At 71.8% G+C, this 26,305-nt stretch carries 21 protein-coding genes; 5 read left to right on the plus strand and 16 right to left on the minus strand.

Translation table 11 applies throughout. The features are described 5' to 3' along the window. Positions 1 to 193: 193 nt before the first annotated feature. The 10 genes from AB0H32_RS06715 to AB0H32_RS06760 form a co-directional block, all read right to left on the minus strand. Positions 194 to 823, minus strand: a complete 630-nt coding sequence (locus AB0H32_RS06715) for a TetR/AcrR family transcriptional regulator (RefSeq protein ID WP_361115295.1) — start codon at positions 821 to 823, stop codon at positions 194 to 196. 4 nt (positions 824 to 827) lie between these two features. Next, the gene (locus AB0H32_RS06720) at positions 828 to 1,565 is read right to left on the minus strand and encodes an enoyl-CoA hydratase family protein (protein ID WP_361115298.1); all 738 of its coding nucleotides are present in this window, start codon (positions 1,563 to 1,565) and stop codon (positions 828 to 830) included. After that, the gene (locus AB0H32_RS06725) at positions 1,562 to 3,130 is read right to left on the minus strand and encodes a 4-coumarate--CoA ligase family protein (protein ID WP_361115301.1); all 1,569 of its coding nucleotides are present in this window, start codon (positions 3,128 to 3,130) and stop codon (positions 1,562 to 1,564) included. Before AB0H32_RS06725 ends, AB0H32_RS06720 begins: the two co-directional genes overlap by 4 nt. A 25-nt stretch (positions 3,131 to 3,155) precedes the next feature. Then, positions 3,156 to 4,316 (minus strand): acyl-CoA dehydrogenase family protein, encoded by a 1,161-nt coding sequence (locus AB0H32_RS06730; RefSeq protein WP_361115304.1) that lies wholly within the window; start codon positions 4,314 to 4,316, stop codon positions 3,156 to 3,158. A gap of 79 nt (positions 4,317 to 4,395) precedes the next feature. Further along, entirely contained in the window at positions 4,396 to 6,237 is a 1,842-nt protein-coding gene (locus AB0H32_RS06735; protein WP_361115306.1) for a biotin carboxylase N-terminal domain-containing protein, read from the minus strand. A gap of 8 nt (positions 6,238 to 6,245) precedes the next feature. After that, entirely contained in the window at positions 6,246 to 7,844 is a 1,599-nt protein-coding gene (locus tag AB0H32_RS06740) for a carboxyl transferase domain-containing protein (RefSeq protein ID WP_361115309.1), read from the minus strand. Continuing rightward, entirely contained in the window at positions 7,841 to 9,595 is a 1,755-nt protein-coding gene (locus AB0H32_RS06745) for an acyclic terpene utilization AtuA family protein (protein WP_361115312.1), read from the minus strand. Before AB0H32_RS06745 ends, AB0H32_RS06740 begins: the two co-directional genes overlap by 4 nt. Next, complete coding sequence (locus tag AB0H32_RS06750) at positions 9,592 to 10,386, minus strand: TIGR03084 family metal-binding protein (RefSeq protein WP_361115315.1); 795 nt, start codon at positions 10,384 to 10,386, stop codon at positions 9,592 to 9,594. The genes AB0H32_RS06745 and AB0H32_RS06750 overlap by 4 nt, the downstream gene beginning before the upstream one ends. A gap of 122 nt (positions 10,387 to 10,508) precedes the next feature. After that, complete coding sequence (locus AB0H32_RS06755) at positions 10,509 to 11,729, minus strand: hypothetical protein (RefSeq protein ID WP_361115318.1); 1,221 nt, start codon at positions 11,727 to 11,729, stop codon at positions 10,509 to 10,511. 114 nt (positions 11,730 to 11,843) lie between these two features. After that, positions 11,844 to 12,593, minus strand: coding sequence for a glycosyltransferase (locus AB0H32_RS06760; RefSeq protein WP_361115321.1), 750 nt, complete (start codon positions 12,591 to 12,593; stop codon positions 11,844 to 11,846). A 177-nt stretch (positions 12,594 to 12,770) separates the two neighbouring features. Here AB0H32_RS06760 and AB0H32_RS06765 point away from each other — a divergent pair, with 177 nt between their 5' ends. Then, on the plus strand, positions 12,771 to 13,514 hold the full coding sequence (locus AB0H32_RS06765) for a class I SAM-dependent methyltransferase (RefSeq protein WP_361115324.1): 744 nt from the start codon (positions 12,771 to 12,773) through the stop codon (positions 13,512 to 13,514). Positions 13,515 to 13,587: 73 nt separating this feature from the next. On the opposite strand, the gene AB0H32_RS06770 is transcribed toward AB0H32_RS06765, so the two are convergent. From AB0H32_RS06770 to AB0H32_RS06790, 5 genes are all read right to left on the minus strand, one after another. After that, on the minus strand, positions 13,588 to 14,535 hold the full coding sequence (locus AB0H32_RS06770; protein ID WP_361115327.1) for an EamA family transporter: 948 nt from the start codon (positions 14,533 to 14,535) through the stop codon (positions 13,588 to 13,590). A gap of 126 nt (positions 14,536 to 14,661) precedes the next feature. Next, positions 14,662 to 16,770 carry an ABC transporter ATP-binding protein gene (locus AB0H32_RS06775; protein ID WP_361115330.1) on the minus strand — a complete coding sequence of 703 codons (2,109 nt, stop codon included), beginning with the start codon at positions 16,768 to 16,770 and terminating at the stop codon, positions 14,662 to 14,664. 152 nt (positions 16,771 to 16,922) lie between these two features. Continuing rightward, positions 16,923 to 17,054, minus strand: coding sequence for a hypothetical protein (locus tag AB0H32_RS06780; protein WP_361115333.1), 132 nt, complete (start codon positions 17,052 to 17,054; stop codon positions 16,923 to 16,925). Positions 17,055 to 17,177: 123 nt separating this feature from the next. Then, positions 17,178 to 18,299 (minus strand): peptidoglycan bridge formation glycyltransferase FemA/FemB family protein, encoded by a 1,122-nt coding sequence (locus tag AB0H32_RS06785; protein WP_361115336.1) that lies wholly within the window; start codon positions 18,297 to 18,299, stop codon positions 17,178 to 17,180. A gap of 253 nt (positions 18,300 to 18,552) precedes the next feature. Beyond that, on the minus strand, positions 18,553 to 21,381 hold the full coding sequence (locus tag AB0H32_RS06790; protein ID WP_361115339.1) for an FAD-binding and (Fe-S)-binding domain-containing protein: 2,829 nt from the start codon (positions 21,379 to 21,381) through the stop codon (positions 18,553 to 18,555). Positions 21,382 to 21,538: 157 nt separating this feature from the next. Between AB0H32_RS06790 and serC the strand changes: the two genes are divergently transcribed. Continuing rightward, positions 21,539 to 22,657 (plus strand): phosphoserine transaminase, encoded by a 1,119-nt coding sequence (serC, locus tag AB0H32_RS06795; protein WP_361115342.1) that lies wholly within the window; start codon positions 21,539 to 21,541, stop codon positions 22,655 to 22,657. 87 nt (positions 22,658 to 22,744) lie between these two features. Here serC and AB0H32_RS06800 read toward each other — a convergent pair whose 3' ends face one another. Further along, a complete protein-coding gene (locus AB0H32_RS06800) occupies positions 22,745 to 23,731 on the minus strand; it encodes a WD40 repeat domain-containing protein (RefSeq protein ID WP_361115345.1) in 987 nt (328 codons plus the stop codon). Between the two features lie 88 nt (positions 23,732 to 23,819). Between AB0H32_RS06800 and AB0H32_RS06805 the strand changes: the two genes are divergently transcribed. From AB0H32_RS06805 to AB0H32_RS06815, 3 genes are all read left to right on the plus strand, one after another. Further along, positions 23,820 to 24,503 carry an SGNH/GDSL hydrolase family protein gene (locus tag AB0H32_RS06805; protein WP_361115348.1) on the plus strand — a complete coding sequence of 228 codons (684 nt, stop codon included), beginning with the start codon at positions 23,820 to 23,822 and terminating at the stop codon, positions 24,501 to 24,503. 88 nt (positions 24,504 to 24,591) lie between these two features. Continuing rightward, complete coding sequence (locus AB0H32_RS06810) at positions 24,592 to 25,182, plus strand: Uma2 family endonuclease (RefSeq protein ID WP_361115351.1); 591 nt, start codon at positions 24,592 to 24,594, stop codon at positions 25,180 to 25,182. A 43-nt stretch (positions 25,183 to 25,225) separates the two neighbouring features. After that, on the plus strand, positions 25,226 to 26,218 hold the full coding sequence (locus tag AB0H32_RS06815; protein WP_361115354.1) for an aldo/keto reductase: 993 nt from the start codon (positions 25,226 to 25,228) through the stop codon (positions 26,216 to 26,218). Positions 26,219 to 26,305: the final 87 nt, after the last annotated feature.

A 26,305-nucleotide genomic window follows, 5' to 3' on the forward strand; every position in this document is an offset into this window, starting at 1 on the left:
GGCCGCCGAGGGTAGGGCGGCGCCCAGAATGCCGTAAGAAGGGGAGAAAAAGGGGCTGAATTCAGGCCGAAAGCCGACAGCCCATGCTCGTGACGCGCACGTAGTCCACGTGGCGACGGCGAACGAGCATCGGAAGCATGGGCCCAAGGGTAACTCGCTCGCGCGGTTGCTCCCCGGCCCGGTGCCGCCCCTCTCAGCCCAGCGCTTCCTCCAGGAGCACGGCCCACTGGGCCACCACCCGCTCGCGGCGGGCGGTGTCGTCGGTGAGGAGGTTGGCGAGGCCCAGGCCGCGGGCCATGTCGAGCAGGCCCTGGACGCTCTCGCGGACGCCGGGTTGCCTCTCGTCGGCGCCGAGGAGGTCGACGGCGATGCGGTGGGTCTCGCGGCCCACGCGGGCCTCCAGCTCGGTCACGCGCGAGCGCAGCTGCTCCTCGTTGGAGGCGGCGACCCACAGGTGCAGGGCGGCCCGGAAGAGGGGGCCGGTGTAGAGGTCGACCAGGGCCAGGACGACGGCGCGGCGGTCGGCGGCGCCGTCCGGGAACAGCTCCCTGAGGGCGGTGGAGCGCTGTTCGGCGACGTACTCGACGGCCGCCGTGAACAGGTCCTCGCGGGTCGGGAAGTGGTGCTGGGCGGCGCCCCGGGAGACGCCGGCGCGTTCGGCGACGACGGAGACCGTGGAGCCTGCCCAGCCGTGCTCGGCCAGGCAGGCCACGGCGGCCTCCAGGAGCCGCTGCCGGGTGGCCCGGCTGCGGTCCTGCTTGGGGCTGCGGTCCGGCTTCGGGGCCTGCCCGGGCAGGCGGTCGCGTTCCGCCGTCGTGCTCACGTCCTCACACCACCCATGCCGCGTCCCGCTTCTGAAGGAAGGCCGTCATCCCCTCCCGGGCCCGGGCGGAGGAGAACAGCCGGGCCGAGAGCGCGGTCAGTTCCGCCGCGTCCCGGTCGAACGTCTCCAGCACCCTAGCCGTGAGCAGCAGTTTCGTCTCGGCCAGGGCCTGCGGGCAGGAGCGGCGCAGGCCGTCCAGGACGGGGGCGAGGGCGTCGTCCACGTCGTCGCCGGTAACGGTGAGCAGGCCCAGGCGTACGGCCTCGGCGGGGTCGAAGCGCTCGCCGGTGAGGTAGTAGCGGGCCAGCGCGCGGGGGTCGGCGCGGGGGACGACCGGCAGGGAGATCACGGCCGGGGCGAGACCGATGCGGACCTCGGTGAAGGCGAAGGTGGCTCCGGTGGCGGCGGCGGAGATGTCGCAGGCGGCCAGCAGGCCGAGGCCGCCCGCGCGGACGTGTCCGGTGACCCGGGCGACCACGGGCCTGGGCAGCTCCACGATCTGCCGCAGCAGGCCCACCAGCGCGTCCGGGTCGGGCGGGTCGCGCAGGTCGGCGCCGGCGCAGAAGGTCGTGCCGGTGTGGGTGAGGACGACGGCCCGGACCTCCGGGTCCTCGGCGCACTCGGCCAGAGCCTTCGCGAGGTCGCCGACGAGGGCCGACGAGAGCGCGTTGCGGGTGTCGGTGGAGTCCAGGCTGAGGGTTTCGACGCCGCGCGTGCGCGTGCGTCCGATCGGTGTGCTCATGAGTGCTCCCTGAGCTGTCGGCGCAGGATCTTCCCGGAGGTCGCGCGGGGCACGGTGTCGATGAAGGTGATCCGGCGGATGCGTTTGTAGGGCGCGACGCGCTCGGCGACGTAGAGCATGATCTCGTTCTCGCTCGGGCCGTCGGCGGTGGGCCGGCGGACGACGAAGGCGTGCGGGACCTCGTTGCCGTCCTCGTTGTAGGCGCCGACGACCGCGGCGTCGGCGATGTCCGGATGGGTGAGCAGCAGCGCCTCCAGTTCGGCGGGGGCCACCTGGAAGCCCTTGTACTTGATGAGTTCCTTGACCCGGTCGACGACGAAGAGCCAGCCGTCGGCGTCCACGTGGCCGACGTCTCCGGTGTGCAGCCAGCCCTCGGGGTCGATCATGGCGGCGGTGGCGTCGGGACGGCCGAGGTAGCCCTTCATCACCTGCGGGCCGCGGATCAGGATCTCGCCGGCCTCGCCGGTGCCGAGGTCCTTGCCGGGGTCGTCCAGGGAGACGATCCGCATCTCGGTGCCGGCGATGAGTCTGCCGACGGTGCCGGCGGGTGCCTCGTGCAGGGCGTCGAGCGGGACGACGTGGGTGCCGGGCGAGAGTTCGGTCATGCCGTAGGCCTGGCCTAGGGGCGGCAGGCCGAGCCGTTCGGCGCAGGCGACGGCGAGCCGGGCGTCCAGCGGGGCGGCGGCACTGATGACGTACTTCAGGGAGGAGAGGTCGTAGCGGGCCACCGCCGGGTGCTTGGCCAGCGCGAGGACGATCGGCGGGGCGACGTACAGGCCGGTGATGCGGTGGTTCTCGATGGCGGCGAGGAAGGTCTCCAGGTCGAAGCGGGGCAGGACGACGACCGTGGCGCCCTTGCGCAGGGGCGCGTTCATCAGGGCGGTCAGGCCGTAGATGTGGAAGAACGGCAGCACGGCCAGGATGCGGTCGCCGGGCCCGGTCGGGACGGGGGGCTCCAGCTGGGCGAGGTTCGTGGCGATCTGCCGGTGCGTGAGCATCACGCCCTTGGGGACGCCGGTGGTGCCGGAGGAGTACGGCAGTGCGGCGATGTCCTCGGCCGGGTCGAAGCCGATCTCGGGTTCGGGGGCGGCCGAGGCGAGCATGTCGATCAGCGAGCGGTGCCCGGGCGCGCTGTCGCACACGAATATCTCCCGCACCCCGCCGGCGATCTCGGCGGCCCGGCGGGCGGACTGCAGCAGCGGGGAGGCGGTGACGATCCAGCGGGCCGCGCTGTCGGCGAGCTGCTTGGCGAACTCCTCGGGCGTGGCGAGCGGGTGCACGGTGGTGACGCAGGCGCCCGCGCGCGTGGCCGCGTAGAAGGCGGTCGGGAAGGCGATGGTGTTGGGGCTGTGCAGGGCGAGGACGTCGCCCTTGCGCACTCCCGCGTCGGCGAGCGCGGCGGCGAGCCGCCGGTGGAACCGGTCCAGTTGCTCGTACGTGAGGGTGGTGCCGTCCGTGCCGTCGACGAGGGCCGGCCGGTCGCCGAAGTCGGCGGCCCCTCCCAGGACGGCTTCGTGAATGGGCAGTTCTACGGGCGGAACGTCTGCGTACGCGCTGCGGAACACGGTTCCTCCAAGCGGCTGCGGCGGCCTAGTACGACTTGGGCAGGCCCAGGGTCTGGTGGGAAACGTAGTTGAGAATCATCTCCCGGCTCACCGGAGCAATACGAGCCACACGTGCGGCCGTTATCAACGAGGCGAGCCCGAACTCGCGCGTGAGGCCGTTGCCGCCGAGGGTGTGCACGGCCTGGTCGACGGCCTTCACACAGGCCTCGCCCGCCGCGTACTTGGCCATGTTGGCCGCCTCGCCCGCGCAGATGTCGTCGCCCGCGTCGTACAGATGGGCCGCCTTCTGCATCATCAGCCGGGCCAGTTCCAGGTCGATGTGCGCCTGCGCGAGGGGGTGGGCGATGGCCTGGTGGGCGCCGATGGGGGCCTTCCAGACGGTGCGGTCGCGGGCGTACTCGATCGCCCTGGCCAGTGCGTAGCGGCCCATGCCGATCGCGAAGGCGGCCGTCATGATGCGCTCGGGGTTGAGCCCGGCGAACAGTTGCAGCAGACCGGCGTCCTCGTCGCCGACAAGGGCGTCGGCGGGCAGGCGTACGTCGTCCAGGACCAGCTCGAACTGCTTCTCGGCGGCGTTGAGCTCCATGTCGATGGGGTGCTTGTGGAAGCCCTCGGCGTCCGTCGGGACGATGAACAGGCAGGGCTTGAGGCGTCCGGTGCGGGCGTCCTCGGTGCGGCCGACGATCAGGACGGCGTCGGCCATGTCGACACCGGAGATGAAGACCTTTCGGCCGGTCAGGAGCCAGTCGGCGCCGTCCTTGCGGGCGGTGGTGGTGATGCGGTGGGAGTTGGAGCCGGCGTCGGGTTCGGTGATGCCGAAGGCCATGAGGCGGGTGCCGTCGGCGATTCCGGGGAGCCAGGTCCGCTTCTGTTCCTCGGTACCGAAGCGGGAGATGACCGTGCCGCAGATGGCCGGGGACACGACGAGCATGAGGAGGGGCGAGCCGGCGGCGCCCAGCTCCTCCAGGACGATGGAGAGTTCCGTGATGCCGCCGCCTCCGCCTCCGTGCTCCTCCGGGAGGTTGACGCCGAGGTAGCCGAGTTTGCCTGCCTCGGACCAGAGTTCGGTGAGGGGTTTTCCTTCGGCGACGGTGCGGGTGAGGTAGTCGCGGCCGTAGCGCTTGCCGAGGGCGGCTACTGCGGCTCGTAGGGCCTTGTGCTCTTCGGATTCGATGAGGGTGGTCATGGGGCTCCTTCGGGCTGCGGGTGATCCGTGGCTGGGCGCGCTCACGCGGCGGAGCCGCATATCGATGCGGCCCGCGCCCCTAGGTCTCCTGCACCACCGCCAGCAACATGCCCGGCTCCACCTGCTGTCCCGGTTTCACCTGCAGGGCCGTGAGCGTGCCGGTGGCCGGCGCCGAGATCTGGTGCTGCATCTTCATCGCCTCCAGCCAGATCAGGGGCTGGCCGGCCTGCACGGAGGAACCCTCGGTCAGGCCCTCGGCGATGCGGACGACCGTGCCGGGCATCGGGGCCAGCAGGGAGCCGGGGGCCAGCTGGGCCGTGGGGTCGGGGAAGCGGGGCAGTGCGGTGAGGGCGGTGGAGTTGACGTGGACCTGGTCGCCGTAGCGCGCGATCTCGAAGCGCCGCCGGACGCCGTCCACGTCGAGGACGACCAGACGCGCGTCGGCGTGCACGACCCGTACCCCGTCGGCGGTGAGGCCCTGCCGGGTGTGCCGGTAGCGGACCTCGTGCTCCTCGCCCGCCATCGCGTACCGCTTGGTCTGCGGCTGTGAGGGCACGTTGCGCCAGCCGCCGAAGCGGGAGCGGGCGTGGGCGTCGGCCAGGGCGGCGGCGAGGGGCGCGAAGGGGGCGGTGGCGGGTGCGGTCAGCTCGGGCAGGTGGCGGTCGTAGAAGGCGGTGTCCATGCGGGCGGTGGTGAACTCGGCGTGCCGCAGAGAGCGGACCAGCAGGTCGCGGTTGGTGACCGGGCCGTGCAGCGCGGCTCGCTCCAGGGCTCCGGCGAGCTTGCGGAGCGCCTCCGTGCGCGTGGGCGCGTGGGCGACGACCTTGGCGAGCATCGGGTCGTAGTGGACGCCGATCTCGTCGCCGTCGGTGTAGCCCGTGTCCAGGCGGGCGCCGCCGGGTACGGCGAGGCGGTGCAGGGTGCCGGTCTGCGGCGCCCAGTCGCGGGCCGGGTCCTCGGCGTACAGGCGGGCCTCGATCGCGTGGCCACGCGCGGGTGGCGGGTCTTCCGGGAGGGCGTGGCCCTCGGCGATGCGAAGCTGTTCGGCGACCAGGTCGATGCCGAACACCTCCTCCGTGACGGGGTGTTCGACCTGGAGGCGGGTGTTCATCTCCAGGAAGTGCGCACGGCCGTCGGCGACCAGGAACTCGACGGTGCCGGCGCCCACGTAGGCGACGGCACACGCGGCCTGTACGGCCAGCGCGTACAGATCCTCCGTGAGCCCCTCGGAGAGGCCGGGCGCCGGGGCCTCCTCGATCACCTTCTGGTGGCGGCGCTGGAGGGAGCAGTCGCGGGTACCGAGCGTCCAGACCGTGCCGTGGGTGTCGGCGAGGATCTGCACCTCGACGTGTCGGCCCTGTTCGATGTAGGGCTCGACGAAGACCTCGCCGTCGCCGAAGGCGCTCGCGGCCTCGGCGCGCGCGCCGTCCAGCGCGCTCTGCAGCTCCTCCAGGCGGCGCACGATCCGCATGCCGCGCCCTCCGCCGCCCGCGGCGGCCTTCACCAGCACGGGCAGGTCGGCCTCGGTGACCTCGCCGAGGGGCGCGAGCCCCATCAGCTCCTTGGCGCGCGTCTTGGACGCCATCGCCTCGATCGCCTCCGGCGGGGGGCCGATCCACAGCAGGCCGGCGTCGAGGACGGCACGGGCGAACTCGGGGTTCTCGGAGAGGAAGCCGTATCCGGGGTGCACGGCGTCCGCGCCGGCGGCCAGCGCCGCCTTGACGATCAGGTCGCCGCGCAGATACGTCTGGGCGGGCGTCGCCCCCGGCAGCCGCACCGCCGTGTCGGCCACGCGCGCGTGCAGCGCGTTCTCGTCCGCGTCCGAGTGCACGGCGACCGTCCGGATTCCCAGCTCACCGCAGGTGCGGAAGATCCGGCAGGCGATCTCGCCCCGGTTGGCGACGAGTACGGTCGAAATCACGTGATCCCTCACATCCGGAAGACGCCGAAGCCGCCGCGGGCGCCCTCGTAGGGGGCGGTGTGGACGGCGGACAGGCACAGGCCGAGGACGGTGCGGGTGTCGCGCGGGTCGATGACGCCGTCGTCGTACAGCCGCCCGGACAGGAACATCGGCAGCGACTCGGACTCGACCTGCTGCTCCACCATGGCGCGCAGGGCCGCGTCCGCGTCCTCGTCGTACGGCGCGCCCTTCGCCGCCGCCGACTGCCGGGCGACGATCGACAGCACGCCCGCGAGCTGCTGGGGGCCCATGACGGCCGACTTGGCGCTGGGCCAGGTGAACAGGAAGCGGGGGTCGTAGGCGCGCCCGCACATGCCGTAGTGCCCGGCGCCGTAGGAGGCCCCCATGAGGACGGACAGGTGGGGCACGCGGCTGTTGCTCACCGCGTTGATCATCATGGCGCCGTGCTTGATGATGCCGCCCTGCTCGTACTCCTTGCCGACCATGTAGCCGGTGGTGTTGTGCAGGAAGAGCAGCGGGATGTCGCGCTGGTTGGCCAGCTGGATGAACTGGGCGGCCTTCTGCGACTCCTCGCTGAACAGGACGCCCTGGGCGTTCGCCAGGATGCCGACGGGGTAGCCGTGCAGGCTCGCCCAGCCGGTGGCGAGGCTCGTGCCGTACAGCGGCTTGAACTCGTCGAAGTCGGAGGCGTCGACGATGCGGGCGACGACCTCGCGCGGGTCGAAGGGGATCTTCAGGTCGCCGGGGACGATGCCGAGCAGCTCCTCCGGGTCGTACTTGGGCGGGGCCGCCGGGCCCGGATCGCCGTACGCCTTACGGTGGTTGAGGCGGGCGACCACGCGGCGCGCCTGGCGCAGCGCGTCGTGCTCGTCCACGGCGAAGTAGTCGGCGAGGCCCGACACGCGCGCGTGCATCTCCGCACCGCCCAGCGACTCGTCGTCGCTCTCTTCGCCGGTCGCCATCTTCACCAGCGGCGGTCCGCCGAGGAACACCTTCGCCCGCTCCTTGACCATGATCACGTGGTCGGACATGCCGGGGACGTACGCGCCGCCCGCGGTGGAGTTGCCGAAGACGACGGCGACGGTCGGGATGCCGGCGGCGGACAGCCGGGTCAGGTCGCGGAAGACGGCGCCGCCCGGGATGAAGATCTCCTTCTGGGACGGCAGGTCGGCGCCCCCGGACTCGACCAGGCTGATGCAGGGCAGCCGGTTGGCGAGCGCGATGTCGTTGGCGCGCAGGGCCTTCTTCAGGCTCCAGGGGTTGCTGGCGCCGCCGCGCACGGTCGGGTCGTTGGCGGTGATCAGACACTCCACGCCCTCGACCACACCGATCCCGGTGACCAGGGAGGCCCCGACCGTGTAGTCGCTGCCCCAGGCGGCCAGCGGGGACAGCTCCAGGAACGGGGTGTCCGGGTCGAGGAGCAGCTCGATGCGCTCGCGGGCGAGCAGCTTGCCCCGCCCCCGGTGCCGCTGGACGTACTTGTCGCCGCCGCCCGCGAGGGCCTTGGCGTGCTCGGCCTCCAGGTCGGCGAGTCTGCCGAGCATGGCCTCGCGATGGGTCCGGTAGTCCGGGCCGTTGATGTCCAGGGCGGAGGAAAGGACCGTCACAGCAGGGCCTCCGGGATGTCCAGGTGGCGGGAGCGCAGCCATTCGCCGAGGGCCTTGGCCTGCGGGTCGAAACGATGCTGGGCGGCGACGCCCGCGCCGAGGATTCCCTCCACGACGAAGTTGACGGCGCACAGGTTCGGCAGCACGTGCCGGGTGACGGGCAGGTCCCGGCTCTCGGGGAGGAGCTGCCGGAAGCGGTCGGTGGTCAGCTCGTGGGCGAGCCACCGCCAGGCGTCGTCGCTGCGGGCCCAGACGCCGACGTTGGCGTTCCCGCCCTTGTCCCCGCTGCGGGCGCCGGCGACCAGGCCGAGCGGGGCACGGCGGACCGGCCCGGACGGGAACGGTTCCGGCAGGGGCGGCTGCGGTACGTCCTCGGGTACGAGGGTGTCCTGGGCCGGCGGCACACTCACCCGGCGGTTGTCCGGGAGGACGGCCACGTGGTCGACGGCGCCCTGGGGCACGTACACATCCTCGAAGACCCCATAGGGCGCGCCCTTTCCGGGTGGGGCCAGCACATGGAAGCCCGGGTAGCTGGCCAGCGCCAGCTCCACGGCGGCCCCGGTCAGTGCGCGCCCGACGACCTGCTGGTCCGGGTCCCGTACGACGAGCCGCAGCAGGGCGCTCGCGGTCTCCTCGCTGTCGGCGTCGGCCCGGTCGGTGCGGACGAGGTCCCACCGGACCTCGGCGGGCGGCGACTTGGCGAGCGCGTCCGTCAGCTGCTCCCGGACCAGGGCCGCCTTGGCCTCGATGTCGAGTCCGGTGAGGACGAAGGCGACCTCGTTGCGGTGGCCGCCGAGCCGGTTGAGCCCCACCTTGAGGGTCGCCGGGGGCGCCTCCCCGCGCACGCCCTCGATCCGCACCCGGTCCGGCCCGTCCTGGCTCAGCCGCACGGTGTCCAGCCGGGTGGTGACGTCGGGGCCGAGGTAGCGGGCGCCGCCCGTCTCGTACAGCAGCTGGGCGGTGACCGTACCGACGTCGACGAAGCCGCCGGTGCCGGGGTGCTTGGTGATGACGGCGGTGCCGTCCGCGTGGATCTCGGCGAGCGGGAAGCCGGGACGGCGTACGTCCCCGTCCCCGAAGAACGCGTAGTTGCCTCCGGTGGCCTGCGTCCCGCACTCCAGCACGTGCCCGGCGACGACGGCTCCCGCGAGGCGGTCGTAGTCCCCCGGCCGCCAGCCGAAGTGGGCGGCGGCGGGGCCGGTGACGAGCGCCGCGTCGGTCACCCGGCCGGTGATCACGACGTCGGCGCCGGAGCGCAGGCACTCCGCGATGCCGAAGCCGCCGAGGTAGGCGTGGGCGGCGAGGACGCCGGTGGGGGTCCCCTCCGGTCGAGCGGCGTCGAGGGCACCGGTGGGGGTCCCCCCTGGTCGAGCGGCGTCGAGAACTTGGGGGAGGGCGGAGGCGAGGTCGTCGCCCTCGACGTGGGCGACCCGGACCGGGATGCCGAGCCGGCCGGCCAGCTGCCGTACGGCGTCGGCGAGTGCGGCCGGGTTGAGGCCGCCCGCGTTGGTCACGATCCGCACCCCGCGCTCGTGGGCGAGGCCGAGGCAGTCCTCCAGCTGACGCAGGAAGGTCCGGGCGTATCCGGCGGCCGGGTCCTTCAGCCGGTCCCGGCCGAGGATCAGCATGGTCAGCTCGGCGAGGTAGTCGCCGGTGAGGACGTCGACCTCGCCGCCGGTGAGCATCTCGCGCAGGGCGTCGGCGCGGTCGCCGTAGAAGCCGGAGAAGTTGCCGATGCGCAACGGGTTCACCGGGTGGTCTCCTTCGGCGGGCGGCCGGTGCCGGGCGGGCCCGCGAAGGCCTGGGCGATGTCGAGCCAGCGGTCGGCGTCGGGGCCCTCGGCGGTCAGGGCGAGGTCGGCGCGGTGGGCGCGCTGGGTGACCAGGAGGCAGAAGTCGAGGGCGGAGCCGGTGACCCGTTGCCGGGCCTCGGGCGGGCCGTAGGTCCACACCTCGCCGGAGGGGGCGGTCACCTCGACGCGGAACTCCTCCTGCGGCACGGGCAGTCCACGTACCCCGAAGGCGAAGTCACGGGCGCGCACCCCGATGCGGACCACATGCCGGAGCCGGTCGGTGGGTGCGCGGACCACACCGAGGGTGTCCGCCACGTCCTGGCCGTGGGCCCAGGTCTCCATGAGACGGCCGGTGGCCATGGAGGCGGCCGACATGGGCGGCCCGAACCAGGGGAACCGGGTGCCGCTCGGTGCCGCCCTGAGCGCCGTGTCCAGCGCGGCGCGGCCCTCCCGCCAGCGGGACAGCAGCTCGGCGGGCCGGAGCCGGGCGCCTTCCTCGGCGGCGTCGTCCACGAAGGTGTCGGGGGCGGCGAGCGCCTGCTTCGCGGCCTCCTGGAAGCCGCCCCGGTCCGTCACGGCGAGCAGTGCGGCCTGGTCGGTCCAGTGCAGATGGGCGATCTGGTGGGCGATGGTCCAGCGCGGCGCGGGCGTCGCGAGCGCCCACCGCTCTTCGGTCAACTCGGCTACGAGCCGGTCGAGTTCTTCGGTTTCCTCACGCAGATCGTCAAAGACGGGCGTCGGATCGGACATGGGGGGAGCATGGCAGCGCCGCCAGAAACAATCAAGCGTGCTTGCATGAATTTGGCCGGAAGCCGGGTCCCGGGACGGGCCGGAGGCGGCACCGCCCTAGGAGGCCACGGCGACCGGGGACATCACTCGCCGCCGCGGCTCTTCGGATGGTGGCTTCGTGTGATCAACCATGTCCCGCCGACTATGAGCAGCGCGAACACCGCCAGGCCCGCACCCTGTGCGCCCAGGAGCCACAGGCGATCGGAGAGGGGCAGCTTGCCCGTGAGGGTGACCTGGAGGGACCCGACGGCGAAGGCGATGGCGGCCGTGAAGACGGCCACGACTTCCACCGCTCGCACGGAGGACGTGTGCAGTGACCGTTCCAGCTGTGCGTTGGCTGCCGCCTGTTCCTCCCAGCGGCGCTGCTGCTCCGCGTCCCGCACGGCCCGCAGGCGCCCCTCCTGGATCGCGTCCCGTTTCGTCAGGAACTGCTCCTGCAGAACGCCGAGGCTGGCGGTGGGACTCGCCGCGAGCAGCGCAAGAGCGGTGTCGATACTCTCCAGCGCCGCGTCGTGCCGGCCGCACATGTGCAGGCCGGCGGCCAGGCGTGCATGGAACATGTGGTCGCCGGGATACGCCTCCACCGCCTCCGCCGCATGGCTGCGCAGCAGTTCTCCCTGCTCCTCGAAGGGGACGGCGAAGGCCACCCCGTTGAGGCAGATGTCCACCGTGTGCCGGGTCCGGTCCTCCGAGGACCAGGCCTTTTCCAGCAGCTCGGAAGCAAACGCTATGGTCAGCGCCCTGCTCCCGAAGGCGGCGAACGACTGGAGCGCCACGAAGACGGGCCTCGCGCGCAGGGAGCCGGCGGCCACGGACGAGGGCGCGTAGGCCAGGAAGGCGTGCAACTCGTCGAAGCAGAAGTTCGCCCGCAGCTTGCCCGCGTGGAACAGAGTGAGGAAGAACGCGATGCGCTCCGCCTCGGCGACCGTGCCCGCGTCCGTCCCGGCCAGCGCCTCCGCAAACTGATCCGCCGACCCCAAGGACCCCCGGTTGAGGAAGCCGTTGCCGAGTGCCCACTGCTCGGCGACGACACCCCAGCTTCCGTCCGTCACGTGATCCGCCATCCACCGTGCGCACTCGAACGCCGTGCCGGCCGTCGGCCGCTCCTGGAAGCGGCCGCGCCAGTAGCGGTCGGCGCACACGAAGTAGGGGTCGTTGCGGAAGTCGGCGGACCGCACCTCGAAGGCCGGCGGAGTGCTCGCCGCCAGCAGTGCGGCGGCCGTCTCGTCGCAGATGCGGTCGCGCGTTCCGGGATCGGCCGCGCGCGCCTCGTCCAGCCGCGCGATGACGGTTGCCATGTCCATGCGCCCCTCGTCCTCCGTGAACGCGCCCCACAACAATGATCACCCGAACATACCCGCTGGGCGCGGAAGTTGATGTGGCGCCGGCAGCGGCGCCGGACGGCCGGGCCGCCGCCCTCAGCTGCGCGGGGCTGCGCGGTCCTTGCCGTCGGCCCAGGCCCGCAGAGCCTCTGCGTGCTCCCGGATCAACGACATGCGCGCCTCCCACTCCGCGCCGTTGCGGTGATGGGGGTGTGCGGTGATCTGACCGCCGTGCTTGCGGTACATCAGTCCGGTGTCGCCGATGAACCATCCGTCCGCCAGTGCGTCCAGACCGAGGAGAAGACCGGTGTCGCCCGAGGCGGGCAGGGCCATCCATCCGCCCAGCAGCGCCATCAGAGAGCGCCGGACGCACAGGGTGGCGGGGTGGACCGGAGGGCGGCGGTGCTCGGTCCAGAAACCGAATGCGCATCCCCTGGGGAGCAGCCCCGGCTGCGGATCGCTGAGCTCGAACGACACGGTGCTGCCGTCCTCGAGGAGATCGACGACCCGGGACGTGGTCCAGCCCACCGACGGGTGCTCCTCCAGCACGGCGACATCGCGCGCGAGAGCCCCGGGAGCGAGCTGGTCGTCGGAGTCCAGGGTCTTGACGTAGAGGCCTGTCGACCGGGCGAATGCCATCGTTCGCGCCACGTGCGGGCCGCCGGCTCGCGACGCCGAGATCCGGATGCGCGCATCGTCCGCCGGAAGCTGCGACTGCGCGCGGACATCGCTCCCGTCCTCCTGCACACACCATTCCCACGACCACCCGTCGGGAAGGTCCTGGGAGAGCAGGGACGCGTACGCGTCGGGAAGGAAGCGCGCGGCGTCGCCGTGTACGGGAGTCACGACCGAGACGATGTTCATGAAGACCTTTCACCAGGGTTCGCACAGCGCCGCGAGGGGCCGCCGCCGGTCGTCCCATCATCCCCGGGCGGCCGGCGGGGCGGTCACGGCTGCCGGTGGCCGGTGGCCGGACGGGAAAACGGGACGCGGCGCGGGCCGCCCCAGCAGTACCGTCGTTCGATGCTCGACGAGGACGGACACTTCGGGGAAGCGGTCGCGGCGAGGTACGACGAGTCGTCCGGGGAGATGTTCACCCCTGAGGTCGTGGAACCGGCCGTCGGCTTCCTGGCGGGGCTGGCGGGTGAGGGCGGCCGGGCACTGGAGCTGGGCGTCGGCACCGGGCGGATCGCGTTGCCGCTCGCGCGGCGCGGGGTCGAGGTGCACGGTGTCGATCTCTCCCGGGCGATGGTGGAGCGACTGCGGGCCAAGCCGGGTGGGGACGCGATCGGGGTGACGATCGGGGACTTCGCGACCACGAAGGTGGACGGCGTCTTCCCCGTCGCCTACCTGGTCTACAACACGATCATGAATCTGACCTCGCAGGACGCCCAGGTGGACTGCTTCTGCAACGCCGCGGCCCATCTGGAGCCCGGCGGCCGTTTCGTCGTCGAGGTCGGGGTGCCGGATCTGCGGCGGCTGCCGCCGGGGCAGAACGCGGTGCCGTTCCGGGTGGACGGCGGGCGGCTGGGCTTCGATCTGTACGACGTGGCGACGCAGTCGGTCACCTCGCACCATGTGGAGGTCACGGACGGCCGCGGTACGTCCCTCGCCGTCCCGTTCCGGTACGTGTGGCCGGCGGAGCTGGATCTGATGGCCCGGCTCGCGGGGCTGCGGCTGCGCGAGCGGTGGGACGGCTGGACCCGGGAGCCCTTCACCGGCGAGAGCCGGCAGCACGTGTCGGTGTGGGAGAAGCCCGCCGGCTGACGCAGGCCCGCCCTGGCCGAGAAGCTCCCGGCCGGCGCCCATGTGCCCGGCCGGAGAAGCCTCCGTCCGGCGCTTACTGCCCCTCGGCCGGAAGGGGCGGCACTTTGGCCCGGCCCACCTGTGTGCGCACCGCGCCGATGCTCGCCGCGATGACCAGGGCGATCGCGGCGGCCTCCGTGGCGGACAGGGCCTGGCCGAGGATCAGGAAACCGGCCGTCGCCGCGAGGGCAGGCTCCAGGCTCATCAGGACGGCGAAGGTGGAGGCGGGCAGGCGGCGCAGGGCCAGGAGTTCGAGGGTGTAGGGCAGGACCGAGGAAAGCAGGGCCACCGCCGAGCCGAGGGCGACGGTGGTGGGGTCGAGGAGGCGGGTGCCGCCCCCGACGATGCCGAGGGGGAGGAAGAGCAGGGCCGCGATCGCCATGGCCAGCGCCAGGCCGTCCGCCTGCGGGAAGCGGCGGCCCGTACGGGCGCTGAAGACGATGTACGCCGCCCACATGGCGCCGGCGCCCAGGGCAAAAGCCACACCTGTGGGGTCGAGGTCGCTGAAACCACCGCCGCCGAGCAGGAACACGCCCGCGAGGGCCAGGCCCGCCCAGAGCGCGTTGATCGCGCGGCGGGAGGCCAGGACGGACAGGGTCAGCGGGCCGAGCACCTCCAGGGTGACGGCGGGACCCAGCGGGATGCGGGCCACCGCCTCGTAGAAGAGGCCGTTCATCGCGCCCATGGTGATACCGAAGACGATCACTGTGCCCCAGTCGGTGCGGGAGTGACCGCGCAGCCGGGGGCGGCAGACCACGAGGAGGACGACCGCCGCCGCGAGCAGGCGCAGGGTGACGACGCCGAGGGCCCCGGCCCGCGGCATCAGGGTCACCGCGAGGGCGCCGCCGAACTGCACCGAGACGCCGCCTGCCAGCACCAGGCCGACGGGCCCCAGCGAGCCGAGGCGGCCGGGGGCGCGCGGAGACTGCAGCGGCGTCGATGACGTCGAGGTGGCGGCGCTGGGGCTGTTGACGGTGCTCACGGCGGTCCTGTGCTGGCTCGGATCAGATCATGTACATCTCCATGTACTACCAAGTCCAGGGTAATGGACTTCGTCAGGGGTGTGAACTGCTTATGGAACTGTCCTGGATGGTGAGATGCACCCCTCTCAGATACCGGGCCACGGCTCCTCCCGGACACCGGGCGACGGCTCCTCCCGGACACCCGGCCACGGCTCCTCGTGGACGGGCCGGGGCCAGGCGGCGGTGGCACGGGGGGCGGCTCGGCCGACGGGTGTGGCGGCGGCCTGGGTCGTGTATGCGTGCGGGTGCGGGTCGTAGCTGTACGCCCCGTCGTGTCCGTACGAGCCGTCGTGTCCGTACGAGCCGTCATGTCCGTACGACCCGTCATGTCCGGGCGTCTGCGCGTACCCCGTCACCTGGACCGGTGCGGGTGCGGGCTCCTCCTCGAACAGCGGCAGCCGCAGTTCGCCCGTGTCCATGGACGCGTTGTTCTGCGAGCGGTGCAGTCGCGCGTAGGCCCCGCCCCGCGCGAGCAGTTCCTCGTGGCGACCGGTCTCGACGATGCGGCCGCGGTCGACGACGAGGATGCGGTCCGCGTCGGGCGCGAGGTTGAGGTCGTGCGTGATCATGATCGTCGTACGGCCCGTCATCAGGCGGCGCAGCGGCTTGACCACCCGGCGGGCGGCCATCGCGTCCAGGCCGGTGGTCGGTTCGTCCAGGACCAGTACCGGTGCGTCACGCAGGATGGCGCGGGCGATGGCCAGACGCTGGAGCTGGCCGCCGGACAGCCGGGCCGAGTTGGGGTCGACCCTGGTGTCGTAGCCGTCGGGGAGACGGACGATGAAGTCGTGTGCGTCGGCCGCCCGTGCCGCCTCCACGATCGCCTGGTCGCTGGCGCCGGGGCGGCCGCAGGCGATGTTGGCGCGGACCGTGTCGTGCAGGACGAGGGTCTCCTGCGGGAGCAGGGTCACGTACTCGCGCAGGCGGGCCAGCGGGAAGTCACGCAGGGGCACGCCGTCCAGGAGCAGCTGTCCCGCGTCCGGGTCGTAGAAGCGGAGCAGGAGCTTGGAGACCGTGGACTTTCCTGCGCCGCTGGGGCCGGTGATGATCACCAGTTCACCGGGGCTGACGGTGAAGGACAGGTCTTCGAGGGCGGTCCTGTCGGCGCCGGGGTAGCGGAAGGAGACGCCCCGCACCTCGACCGTGCCGTCCGGGCGGCCGGCCCCGGTGCCGTGCCGGGGGTCGGTGACCGAGGGCCTCACGTCCAGGATCTCGATCAGCCGCTCGGCGCCCGCCGTGGCCGCGGTGACCGTGAGCCCGAGCTGGGCCAGGCCCCGCACGGGCGGGTAGAGGTAGCCGAGGAACGCGGCGAAGGCGAGGAGCTGGCCGAGCGTCATCCGGCCGGTGGAGATCTCCCAGGCGCCGATGCCGATCACGGCGAGCACACAGACCGTCTCGATGACCTGGACGAGCTGCTCGTAGGCCTCGTTCAGCCGGGTGGAGCGGACCGAGGCACGGAACCAGGCGTTCGCCTCCTCGCGCAGCCGCCGGCGCTCGGCGTCCCGGCGGTCGTACGCCTGGGTGAGCACGATGTTGCCGAGGGACTCCTCGACGACGGAGGTGATCGCGCCGTCGGCGACCCGGCCCTCGCGGGACACGTCCTTGATGGAGCCGGAGAAGCGACGCGCGGCCAGCCAGAACAGGGGTGCGAGGACGAAGGTGGCGGCGGCCAGGTCCCAGCGCAGCCAGAACGCGGCGGCCGCATAGAAGAGGGCGGAGAAGGCGGCCGACGCGGCGCCCACCAGACCGGAGACGACCATCGTCTCGATCGCCTCGACGTCGCCGGTCAGGCGGGAGAGCAGATCGCCCTGGCGGTGGCGCTGGAAGAAGTGCGGGGGCAGCTGCTGGACGTGGTCGAAGACGTGCTCGCGCAGCCGCATCACGAACCGCTCGGTCACCCACGCGGCCAGGGAGTTGCCCGCGTACGCGACCAGTGCGCCGACCACGGCGATGCCCAGCCACTTGACGGCCGGAGCCCAGAACGCGCCGAGCGAACCCTGCTGCAGGGCGTGGTCGGTCAGGTCGCCGAAGAGCAGGATGGCCTCGGTCTCGGCGAGCGCGGCGATCACCGTGCACACCCAGACGAGGAGCAGCAGGCGACGCAGTCCTCTGGTCAGCGGCCAGAAACGGCGGAACGCGGTGCGGGCCGAAATGCCAGGAGTGTCGTACGCGAGTGCGCCGTCCTCGTCATCCATCACGAATTCCCTTCAGAATCCCCTCCGAACCCCGTCCGGATGCCTTCCGGATCAGCTTTCGGATCCCTCCCGGATCAGCTTCCTGAACTTCCTGGGCGAACATGCAAAGGGGCCGACGGTGCACCGTCGGCCCCTTTCCCCTCAGCCCTGGATCAGTGGCCCTGGCCGGGCAGCGGCTTGGGCAGCGGCTTCGGCGCGTGCTTCCTCGGCTTCGGCTTCGGCGGCGGAGGAAGCTGCTTCGACTTGGGCTTGGGGGGCAGCGGGGCAAGCTTCTTGAAGCTCATTCCTACTCCTGTTTTCTCGTAGTTCTTCGGTCCGGGAATTCCGTGTCCGGCTCCCGACACCGAGGAAGCTACACAGGTGCTCTGTGACTGCCCTTGGAATACCTGGGAATTACGTGAGCGTGCTCAGCGGCGGGCCATGTAGACGTCGAGCGCCTTGTGCAGCAGCCGGTTCAGCGGGAAGTCCCACTCGCCCAGGTACTCCACGGCCTCGCCGCCCGCGCCCACCTTGAAGCGGAGCAGCCCGAGCAGATGGTTGGACTCCTCCAGGGTGTCGGTGATGCCCCGGAAGTCGTAGACATGGGCGCCGAGTTCATGGGCGTCGGCCATCATCCGCCACTGCATGGCGTTGTTGGGCTGGACCTCGCGCTTTCGGCCGGTGGAGGCGCCGTAGGAGTACCACACGTGGCCGCCTACGACCAGCATGGTGGCGGCGGCGAGGACGTCACCCTCGTGGTGGGCGAGGTACAGGCGCATCCGGTCGGGGTGTTCGGCCGCCAGTGCCGTCCACATGCGCTGGAAGTACGGCAGCGGGCGCGGGATGAACCGGTCGCGCTCGGCGGTCTCGGCATACAGGCCGTAGAAGGCCGGCAGGTCCTCGTAGCCCCCGCGTACGACCTTCACGCCCGCCCTGTGGGCCTTCTTGATGTTGCGCCGCCACTGCTGGTTGAGCCCTTGGTGGATGTCCTCCAACGATCGTCCGGCGAACGGAATCTGACACACGTACCGGGGCTGACCGGCGGCGAAGCCCTCCTCGCCGCCCGGCTCGGCCTGCCGCCAGCCCAGGCTGCGCAGCCGCTCGGCGAGTTGCCCGGCACCCGGCTCGTACGACGTCGCCTCCACGTCCCCCAGCCGGTGCGCGCCCGGGTCGGCGATCGCGGCCTTGACCGCCGCGGGACTCCACCGCCGGGCCACGACGGGCGGCCCCATCTTCACCGAGAAGGCACCCCGGCGCTTCAGATACGCAAGCATCGGCTCCAGCCAGCGCTCCAGGTCCGGCGTGTGCCAGTCGATGACGGGCCCTTCGGGCAGATACGCCAGATAGCGCTTCACCTTCGGCAACGGCCGCAGCAGTACCAGCCCGACACCGGCCAGCCGCCCCGTCCCGTCGAACCAGCCCAGGCTCTCCGCCTGCCAGTCGGGCTTCACATCGCCCCACGACGGCAGCTGCATGTGGCTGGCCGAGGGCAGCGAGGCCACGAAGGCCAGATGCTCGGCACGGCTGATGGGACGCAGTGTGAAGGTCATGCGCGGGACTCCTTCGAGGTCGCTGATCCCCTCACTCTAAAAAGGTGGGCCCCTCCCGCTCCTCGGGACGAACGCCGCCGGCACCTGCGTTTCCGTCACACGGGAGGCGAGGCGGCAGACGGCCCGGCCGGTAATGGCCTGCAGGCCCACGCGGCGGCCTCCGGACAGGTGGACACGGTGACCGGGACAGGCGCACGCGGCGGTGCGCACCCACGGTTGTCCGAAAGGACCGCCAACCGGTCGTATTCCTCGCTCACTTCCCGGCCCCCGTCCCCCTTCCCGGTGTCTCCAGCGCCTCCGCCAGCACCTGAGCCAGATGCCGCCCCCGCACCCCGGCCAGCTGCTCCAGCTGGGTCCTGCACGAGAAGCCGTCCGCCAGGACCACCGTGCCCTCGGACGCAGCCCGTACCGACGGCAGGAGCTGCTCCTGCGCGCAGGACTTCGACACCTCGAAGTGCCCCTGTTCGAAGCCGAAGTTGCCCGCGAGGCCGCAGCAGCCGCCGCTCAGCTCGCCGGTCAGGCCGGCGGCGGCGCGCAGGGCGCGATCGGCGCTGTCGCCGAGGACCGCGTGCTGGTGGCAGTGGGTCTGCCCGGCGACCGGGCGGTCCACGGCGGGCGGGGTCCAGCCGGGCGCGTGCTGCTCGAGTGCCTCGGCGAAGGTGAGGACCGCCGAGGCCAGCCGGGCCGCGCGCGGGTCGTCGTGCAGCAGCTCCGGAAGGTCGCCACGGAGGGCCGCCGCACAGCTCGGCTCCAGGACGACGACCGGAGCGCCTCTGCGCAGTACCGGCTCCATCAGATCCAGTGTGCGGCGCAGAACCGCACGGGCCCGGTCGAGCTGGCCGGTGGAGACGTAGGTCAGGCCGCAGCAGACCTGGCCACCGAACGGCCGGGACGGCGGCAGCTCCACCCTGAGTCCGGCGTCCTCCAGCACCCGTACGGCCGCCTGTCCGACCGAGGGCGAGAGGTGCTCGGTGAAGGTGTCGGGCCACAGGACGAGCAGCTCTCCCGTGGTGCGCCGCTGCCGCCGTCGCCACCAGCGGCTGAACGTCTCCGGCGCCACCCGGGGGATCTCCCGCTGCGGCGCGATCCCGCCCAGCCGCTTCCCCGCCCGCGCGAACAGCCCCACGGCCGCGAGCCCGTTGAGGAGCGGGGCGGTACGCGTCCGTGCCACCCAGCGCAGCCATACCGGCAGCCACCCCATCGCGTAGTGGGCGGCCGGGCGGCGCCGGCCCGCGTAGTGGTGGTGCAGGAACTCGGCCTTGTAGGTGGCCATGTCGACGCCGACCGGGCAGTCCGAGCGGCAGCCTTTGCAGGACAGGCACAGGTCCAGCGCGTCCCGGACCTCCGTCGAGCGCCAGCCGTCGGTGACCAGCTCGCCGGCCAGCATCTCGTGCAACAGCCGGGCCCGCCCGCGCGTGGAGTGCTCCTCCTCGCCGGTCGCCCGGAAGGAGGGACACATCACGGCGGGCCCGGCCGCCGTGCTCGTACGGCACTTGGCGACGCCGACGCAGCGGCGGACGGCCGCGCGGAAGTCGCCGCCGTCGGCCGGATAGCCGAAGGCCACGTCCACCGGGCGGCGGGGCAGGACGGAGAAGCGCAGATCGGCGTCGAGCGGGGCCGGGCGGACCAGCATGCCGGGGTTGAGCAGGTCGTCGGGGTCCCAGAGCGCCTTGGCACGCTCGAAGAGCCGCACCGTCTCGTCGCCGTACATACGCGGCAGCAGCTCCGCGCGGGCCTGGCCGTCGCCGTGCTCCCCCGACAGCGAGCCGCCGTGGGCGACGACCAGGTCGGCCAGTTCCTCGGAGAAGCGCCGGAAGCGGCTGATGCCCGCCTCGGTGAGCAGGTCGAAGTCGATGCGGACGTGGATGCAGCCGTCTCCGAAGTGGCCGTACGGAGTGCCGCGCAGGCCGTGGGCGGCGAGCAGGGCGCGGAAGTCGCGCAGATACGGGCCGAGCCGGGCGGGCGGCACCGCGCAGTCCTCCCACCCGGGCCAGGCTTCGGTGCCGTCGGGCATGCGGGTCGCCGTACCGCTCGCGTCCTCGCGGGTGCGCCACAGGGCCCGCTGGGCCGCCGCGTCCGTCACCACGAGGGAGTCGACGACGTCGGCCGCGCGGACGATCGCCTCCGCACGCGCGCGTGCCTCGGCCGCCGTCTGTCCGCCGGTCTCCACGAACAGCCAGGCACCGCCGTTCGGCAGCCCGGCCGGCGAGCGCACCAGGTCGGCCGCCATGCCCTCCACCGTCAGCGGGCCGAGCGGCAGGAGTCCGGCGGCGGCTTCGGCGGCGCCGCTCTCGTCGCCGTACGCCAGTACCGCGAGGGCACGCGCGCGTGGCGCCTCCACCAGCCCCACGACCGCCTCGGTCAGGATCCCGAGGGTGCCTTCCGAGCCGCAGAAGGAGCGGGCGACATCGGCGCCCTTCTCGGGCAGCAGGGCGTCGAGGGCGTATCCGGAGATGCGGCGGGGCAGGTCGGGGAAGCCGGTGCGCAGACGGGCCAGGTCGCCCTCCACCAGGGCGCGCAGCCCGTCCGGGGCGCCGGCCCACTCCGTCCCGAGCCGCAGCCGCTGCCCGCGCGCGGTGATGACGGACAGCTCGCGGACGCTGTCCGCCGTGGTCCCCCAGGCGACCGAGTGCGAGCCGCACGAGTTGTTGCCGATCATTCCGCCGAGCGTGCACCGGCTGTGGGTGGACGGGTCGGGGCCGAAGCGCAGACCGTGCGGCGCGGCGGCCTCCTGGAGGCGGTCGAGGACGAGCCCCGGCTGGACGACGGCCGTGCGGGTGCCCGGGTCCAGCTCCGGCAGCCCGTTCATGTGCCTGGTGAAGTCCAGCACCACGCCCGTGCCGGTCGCCTGTCCCGCGATCGACGTGCCCCCGCCGCGCGCCACCACCGGCACCCCGCGTGCGCGGCACACCTCCAGCACCGCCGCCACGTCGTCCGCGTCCCGCGGGGCCACCACCCCCGCCGGGACACGCCGGTAGTTGGACGCGTCCATGGTCACGAGCGCCCGGGCGGTGACATCGAAGCCGACCTCACCCCGGACGACCCCGCGCAGCTCCGCCTCGAGGCCCGAGAGATCCGTCATGCGTCCAGGATGCATCCGCTCACGCACAGTCACCGTGAGTTTTCCACAGCCCCGCACATGTTGTCGTACAACCTCACATGGTCCAGGGCTCGGCGATCTCGTCTCATCGGACGGACATGGTTCCGTCCCGTTTCGTCTAGCGGATACTCTCCGACTCGTGGCCGACATCCAGATTCCCGCTGACATCAAGCCCGCCGACGGACGCTTCGGCGCAGGCCCCTCCAAGGTGCGCACCCAGGCGCTCGACGCGCTCGCCGCCACCGGAAGCTCCCTGCTCGGCACCTCCCACCGCCAGGCCCCCGTCAAGAACCTGGTGGGCCAGGTCCGCGAAGGCATCAGCTCCCTGTTCTCCCTCCCCGAGGGCTACGAGGTCGTCCTCGGCAACGGTGGCTCGACCGCCTTCTGGGACATCGCCACCGCCGGACTGATCGAGAACAAGTCCCAGCACCTCACCTTCGGCGAGTTCTCCTCGAAGTTCGCCAAGGCCGCCAAGCTCGCTCCCTGGCTGGCCGAACCGACCGTCATCTCCTCGGACCCGGGCACCCACCCCGACGCACGGGCCGAGGCCGGCGTCGACGTCTACGCCCTCACCCACAACGAGACCTCCACCGGTGTCGCCATGCCGGTCAAGCGCGTGGCCGGCGCCGACGAGGGCGCGCTGGTCCTCGTGGACGCCACCTCCGGCGCGGGCGGCCTCCCGGTCGACGTCGCCGAGACCGACGTCTACTACTTCGCCCCGCAGAAGTCCTTCGCCGCCGACGGCGGCCTGTGGATCGCCGTCTTCTCCCCCGCCGCCGTCGAGCGCGCCGAACGCATCCACGCATCCGGCCGCCACGTCCCGGAGTTCTTCAGCCTCCCCACGGCGATCGACAACTCCCGCAAGAACCAGACGTACAACACCCCGGCCCTCGCCACCCTCTTCCTGCTGAACCAGCAGCTGGAGTGGCTCAACGGCCAGGGCGGCCTGACCTTCTCCACCGGCCGCACCAAGGACTCCTCGACCCGCCTGTACACCTGGGCGGACGAGTCCAAGTACGCCACCCCGTTCGTCACGGACCCGGCCAAGCGCTCCCAGGTCATCGGCACCATCGACTTCTCCGACGAGATCGACGCCGCTGCCGTCGCCAAGGTCCTCCGCGCCAACGGCGTCGTGGACACCGAGCCCTACCGCAAGCTCGGCCGCAACCAGCTCCGTGTCGCCATGTTCCCGGCGATCGACCCGGCGGACGTCGAGGCCCTGACCAAGTGCATCGACTACGTCATCGAGAAGCTCTGACCTCTCGGACGTTTCAGGTACGAGCACGAGGGCGCCCGGTGCCGACTCCGGGCGCCCTCTTGTTCATTGAGCTCTGCGGCGAGGCGTTCAGCCCCGTCGCCGCATTCGCCGCAGTCCGAGGAGAGCCGCGGCCCCGACGGCGACGACGACCGCGCCGACCGTGAAACTCCCGCTGACCGTGGCGCCGTTGCCCGCCCCGGAAGCGGAACTGCCGCCGCCCGAGGGCGCCTTGCCCGTCGAGGCCCCGTCCGGCGCGTCCTTGGCCTCGACCGAACTGCCGGCCCCCTCGCTGCCGTACATGAGCTTGGTGCCGTCGGGCGAGTACGAGACGGACTCCCCCTGCCCCTGCAGAGGCACGTCGAGCCGCCCCCTGCGCTTGATGCTCCCGCCGTTCCAGTCGTAGTAGATGCCGCCGAAGTACCCCCGCACGGCGAGCTGCCGGCCGTTCGGCGAGAAGGCTGCGTCGGTGGCCCAGAGGTCGACGGTGGCGACGGGCTTGAAGATGTTCGCGCCGGAGGCGGACAGGGTCGCGGGCCCCTCGTACAGATGCCCGCCGTCCTCGTTCTTGTCGATGATGTACACGCGCCCGGTCCGGGGATGGACGAGGAGCGACTCGGCGTTCCGCGGCCCGTCGGAGTACTTCACGACGTACTGGGTGGCCCTGACCGTCTGGTCCTTGAGCACCTTCGGTTCGGGCAGCCGGTAGATCCACACGTACGGCCACTTGCCGCCGAGGTTGTCGCCGATGTCTCCGACGTAGATCTGGTGGTCCGGCCCGATGGAGATGGCCTCGACGTCGCGCGGGGAGCCGATCCCGCTCAGCGTCAGCGTGGCGACCGTCCTGCCCGTCCTGCTGTCCACGGCGTAGATGTACGGCCCGTCGTCGCTGTCGTTGTGCGTCCAGTAGATGCCGGGGTGCAGCGTGGAGGCGGCCAGCCCGCTGGACTCGGTGATCCTCGGGTCCTTGATGGTGAACCCCTGGTCACCGGTACTGCCGCTGTCGGCGGCGGAGGCGGGCAGCGCGCAGGCACCCGCGAGCAGGACCCCGGCGAGCAGGGCGAACGGTCGACGCATGCATCAAGCGTGCCATTGCTTGCGGTGGTTCACGGAGCGTGGCGGGCCTCACACCCCACACGCGCGCGTGATCGTCCATCATGAGCGGATGCTCAGGTTCATGCCCGTAGGTGACTCCATGACGATCGGGAGCGCGGGCGAACACACGTGGCGTTACCGGCTGTGGCGGCATCTGTGCGAGGCGTACGCCGGCCCGTTCACCTTCGTCGGCCCGCGCGAGGAGCTGTACGACAAGGCGGCCGAGGCGCCCACGTCGTACGCGTATGCCGAACCGGAGTTCCCCCGGTCGCACCTGGCCGGCTGGGGCGAGGGCTGGATGCACATGGCGCCGCTGATCGGCGAGGCGGTACGGAAGCACCGGCCCGGCGTCCTGCTCGTCTCCCTCGGCCTGATCGACCTGGGCTTCTACACCAACGCCGAGCAGACGGCGGAGAACGTACGGGCCTTCGTCGCGGCCGCCCGGGAAGCGTCGCCGCGCATCCGCATGGTCCTGCTCCCCGTGATCCCGAACATCCGCGCCCACGCGGACGCACCCTTCGCCGAGCAGGTGGACCGGTTCAACGTCCTGCTCGCGAAGGCGGTGGCCGACCTGGACGAGCCGCGCTCGCCGATCCTGCTCGCATCGCCGCCGGAGTCGTACGACATCGACGCCGACACCTACGACGGGACGCATCCCAACATGAGCGGGGAGCACCGGATCGCGGGGGCGTTCGCGGGGGCGATGTACGAGGCGTGGGGGGTCGGACAACCGTACGCGGCTGGAACAAGTTGACTTGATCCCGGCGTCTCCCGGTCACTGTGCGTATCGTTGTACTGCGCGGCTGCACTCTTCCGTGGGGCAGCCGGGGAGGAGCGCCACGATGACCGTCCTCGAAGACAGGATCGAGATGGCCGACGCCGACGCCAACACCGCACGTTTGGACGAGTGGTTCGAGCGCCTTGAGCGGATGCCCGTCCCCGAAGGATTCAGGGTCGAGATCGTCGGGGGCAACGTCCATATGACGCCGCAGCGGGGCACTCACTGGAGCATCATCTTCCGGATCGCGGGGGCTGTCGCGGCCAAGTTCGGGATGGACAAGGTGTTCTCGGACGTCCGCATCGACTTCCCGGGCCATGAGAACGGCTTCTGTCCCGACGTCGCCAAGCTCAGCGACTCGGCGAAGAAGGACGACAAAGGCCACTGGCGCTACCAGGACGTCGAATTCGTCGCCGAGGTCATCTCCCAGGGGACGGCCCAGAACGACTACGGCCCGAAGAAGATCGCCTACGCCGAGGCCGAGGTCCCCGTCTATGTCATCGCCGATCCCTACCAGGGCCGCTGCTACGTCTACACCGACCCCAAGGACGGCGACTACGAGAACCGGACGCAGGTGGACTTCGGCACCGACATCGACCTGACCGGCACAAAGGTCGACCTCATCCTCGCGACCGGCGACTTCCCCCGCGACTGAGTTGCTTGCATAGAGCGCACTCCAAGCCGTTGGCTGGTGGACCATGAAGTACACGCAGCTAGGACGCACGGGACTCAAGGTCAGCCGACTCGTCCTCGGCACCATGAACTTCGGCCCGCAGACCGACGAGGCCGACAGTCACGCGATCATGGACGCGGCGCTGGACGCGGGCATCAACTTCTTCGACACCGCCAACGTGTACGGCTGGGGCGAGAACAAGGGCCGTACGGAATCGATCATCGGCAACTGGTTCGCCAAGGGCGGCGACCGGCGGGACAAGGTCGTCCTCGCCACCAAGGTGTACGGCAACATGGCTGCCGAGGGCGACCCCTGGCCCAACCACGACAAGCTCTCCGCGCTCAACATCCGGCGGGCCGTGGACGCCAGCCTGAAGCGGCTGCAGACCGACTACATCGACCTGTACCAGTTCCACCACATCGACCGGAACACTCCCTTCGAGGAGATCTGGCAGGCCGTCGACGTACTGATCCAGCAGGGGAAGATCCTGTACGTCGGCTCCTCCAACTTCCCGGGTTACAAGATCGCCCAGGCCAATGAGATCGCCGCCCGCCGTGACGGCACCATCGGGCTGGTCAGCGAGCAGTGCCTGTACAACCTCGCCGAGCGCCGTGCCGAGATGGAGGTCATCCCGGCCGCGCAGGACTACGGCCTCGGGGTCATCCCGTGGTCGCCGCTGCACGGAGGCCTGCTCGGCGGCGTGATCAAGAAGGAGGTGCAGGGCGGGCGTCGTGCCTCCGGCCGGGCCGCCGACACCCTCGCCGACCCCACCGCCCGCGCGCAGATCCAGGCGTACGAGGACCTGCTCGACAAGCACGGCGTGGAGCCCGGTGAGGCCGCCCTGGCCTGGCTGCTCACCCGACCCGGCGTGACCGGCCCGATCGTCGGCCCGCGCACGGCCGGGCAGCTTCAGTCCGCACTGCGGGCGGTCGATCTGGAGCTGGGCGAAGAGCTGCTGACGGGCCTCGACGAGATCTTCCCGGGCCCGGGCCCCTCCCCGGAGGCCTTCGCCTGGTAGTACCCGGTGAGGGAAAGCGCCCCGGCAGGGGCGGGGGGGGGGCGGGGCGGTGTGGGCGCCCCCCCGCGGGGGGGGGCCGCCCCCCCC

The organism is Streptomyces sp. NPDC020362 (assembly GCF_040642095.1).
GTDB lineage: Bacteria > Actinomycetota > Actinomycetes > Streptomycetales > Streptomycetaceae > Streptomyces.

Bases quoted from the DNA above. Each gene is read 5' to 3' on its own strand.
- AB0H32_RS06720 (WP_361115298.1), bottom strand. From the start codon at position 1,565: ATGAGCACACCGATCGGACGCACGCGCACGCGCGGCGTCGAAACCCTC.
- AB0H32_RS06730 (WP_361115304.1), bottom strand. From the start codon at position 4,316: ATGACCACCCTCATCGAATCCGAAGAGCACAAGGCCCTACGAGCCGCA.
- AB0H32_RS06750 (WP_361115315.1), bottom strand. From the start codon at position 10,386: ATGTCCGATCCGACGCCCGTCTTTGACGATCTGCGTGAGGAAACCGAA.
- AB0H32_RS06755 (WP_361115318.1), bottom strand. From the start codon at position 11,729: ATGGACATGGCAACCGTCATCGCGCGGCTGGACGAGGCGCGCGCGGCC.
- AB0H32_RS06765 (WP_361115324.1), top strand. From the start codon at position 12,771: ATGCTCGACGAGGACGGACACTTCGGGGAAGCGGTCGCGGCGAGGTAC.
- AB0H32_RS06775 (WP_361115330.1), bottom strand. From the start codon at position 16,770: ATGGATGACGAGGACGGCGCACTCGCGTACGACACTCCTGGCATTTCG.
- AB0H32_RS06780 (WP_361115333.1), bottom strand. From the start codon at position 17,054: ATGAGCTTCAAGAAGCTTGCCCCGCTGCCCCCCAAGCCCAAGTCGAAG.
- AB0H32_RS06785 (WP_361115336.1), bottom strand. From the start codon at position 18,299: ATGACCTTCACACTGCGTCCCATCAGCCGTGCCGAGCATCTGGCCTTC.
- AB0H32_RS06790 (WP_361115339.1), bottom strand. From the start codon at position 21,381: ATGACGGATCTCTCGGGCCTCGAGGCGGAGCTGCGCGGGGTCGTCCGG.
- AB0H32_RS06800 (WP_361115345.1), bottom strand. From the start codon at position 23,731: ATGCGTCGACCGTTCGCCCTGCTCGCCGGGGTCCTGCTCGCGGGTGCC.
- AB0H32_RS06805 (WP_361115348.1), top strand. From the start codon at position 23,820: ATGCTCAGGTTCATGCCCGTAGGTGACTCCATGACGATCGGGAGCGCG.
- AB0H32_RS06810 (WP_361115351.1), top strand. From the start codon at position 24,592: ATGACCGTCCTCGAAGACAGGATCGAGATGGCCGACGCCGACGCCAAC.
- AB0H32_RS06815 (WP_361115354.1), top strand. From the start codon at position 25,226: ATGAAGTACACGCAGCTAGGACGCACGGGACTCAAGGTCAGCCGACTC.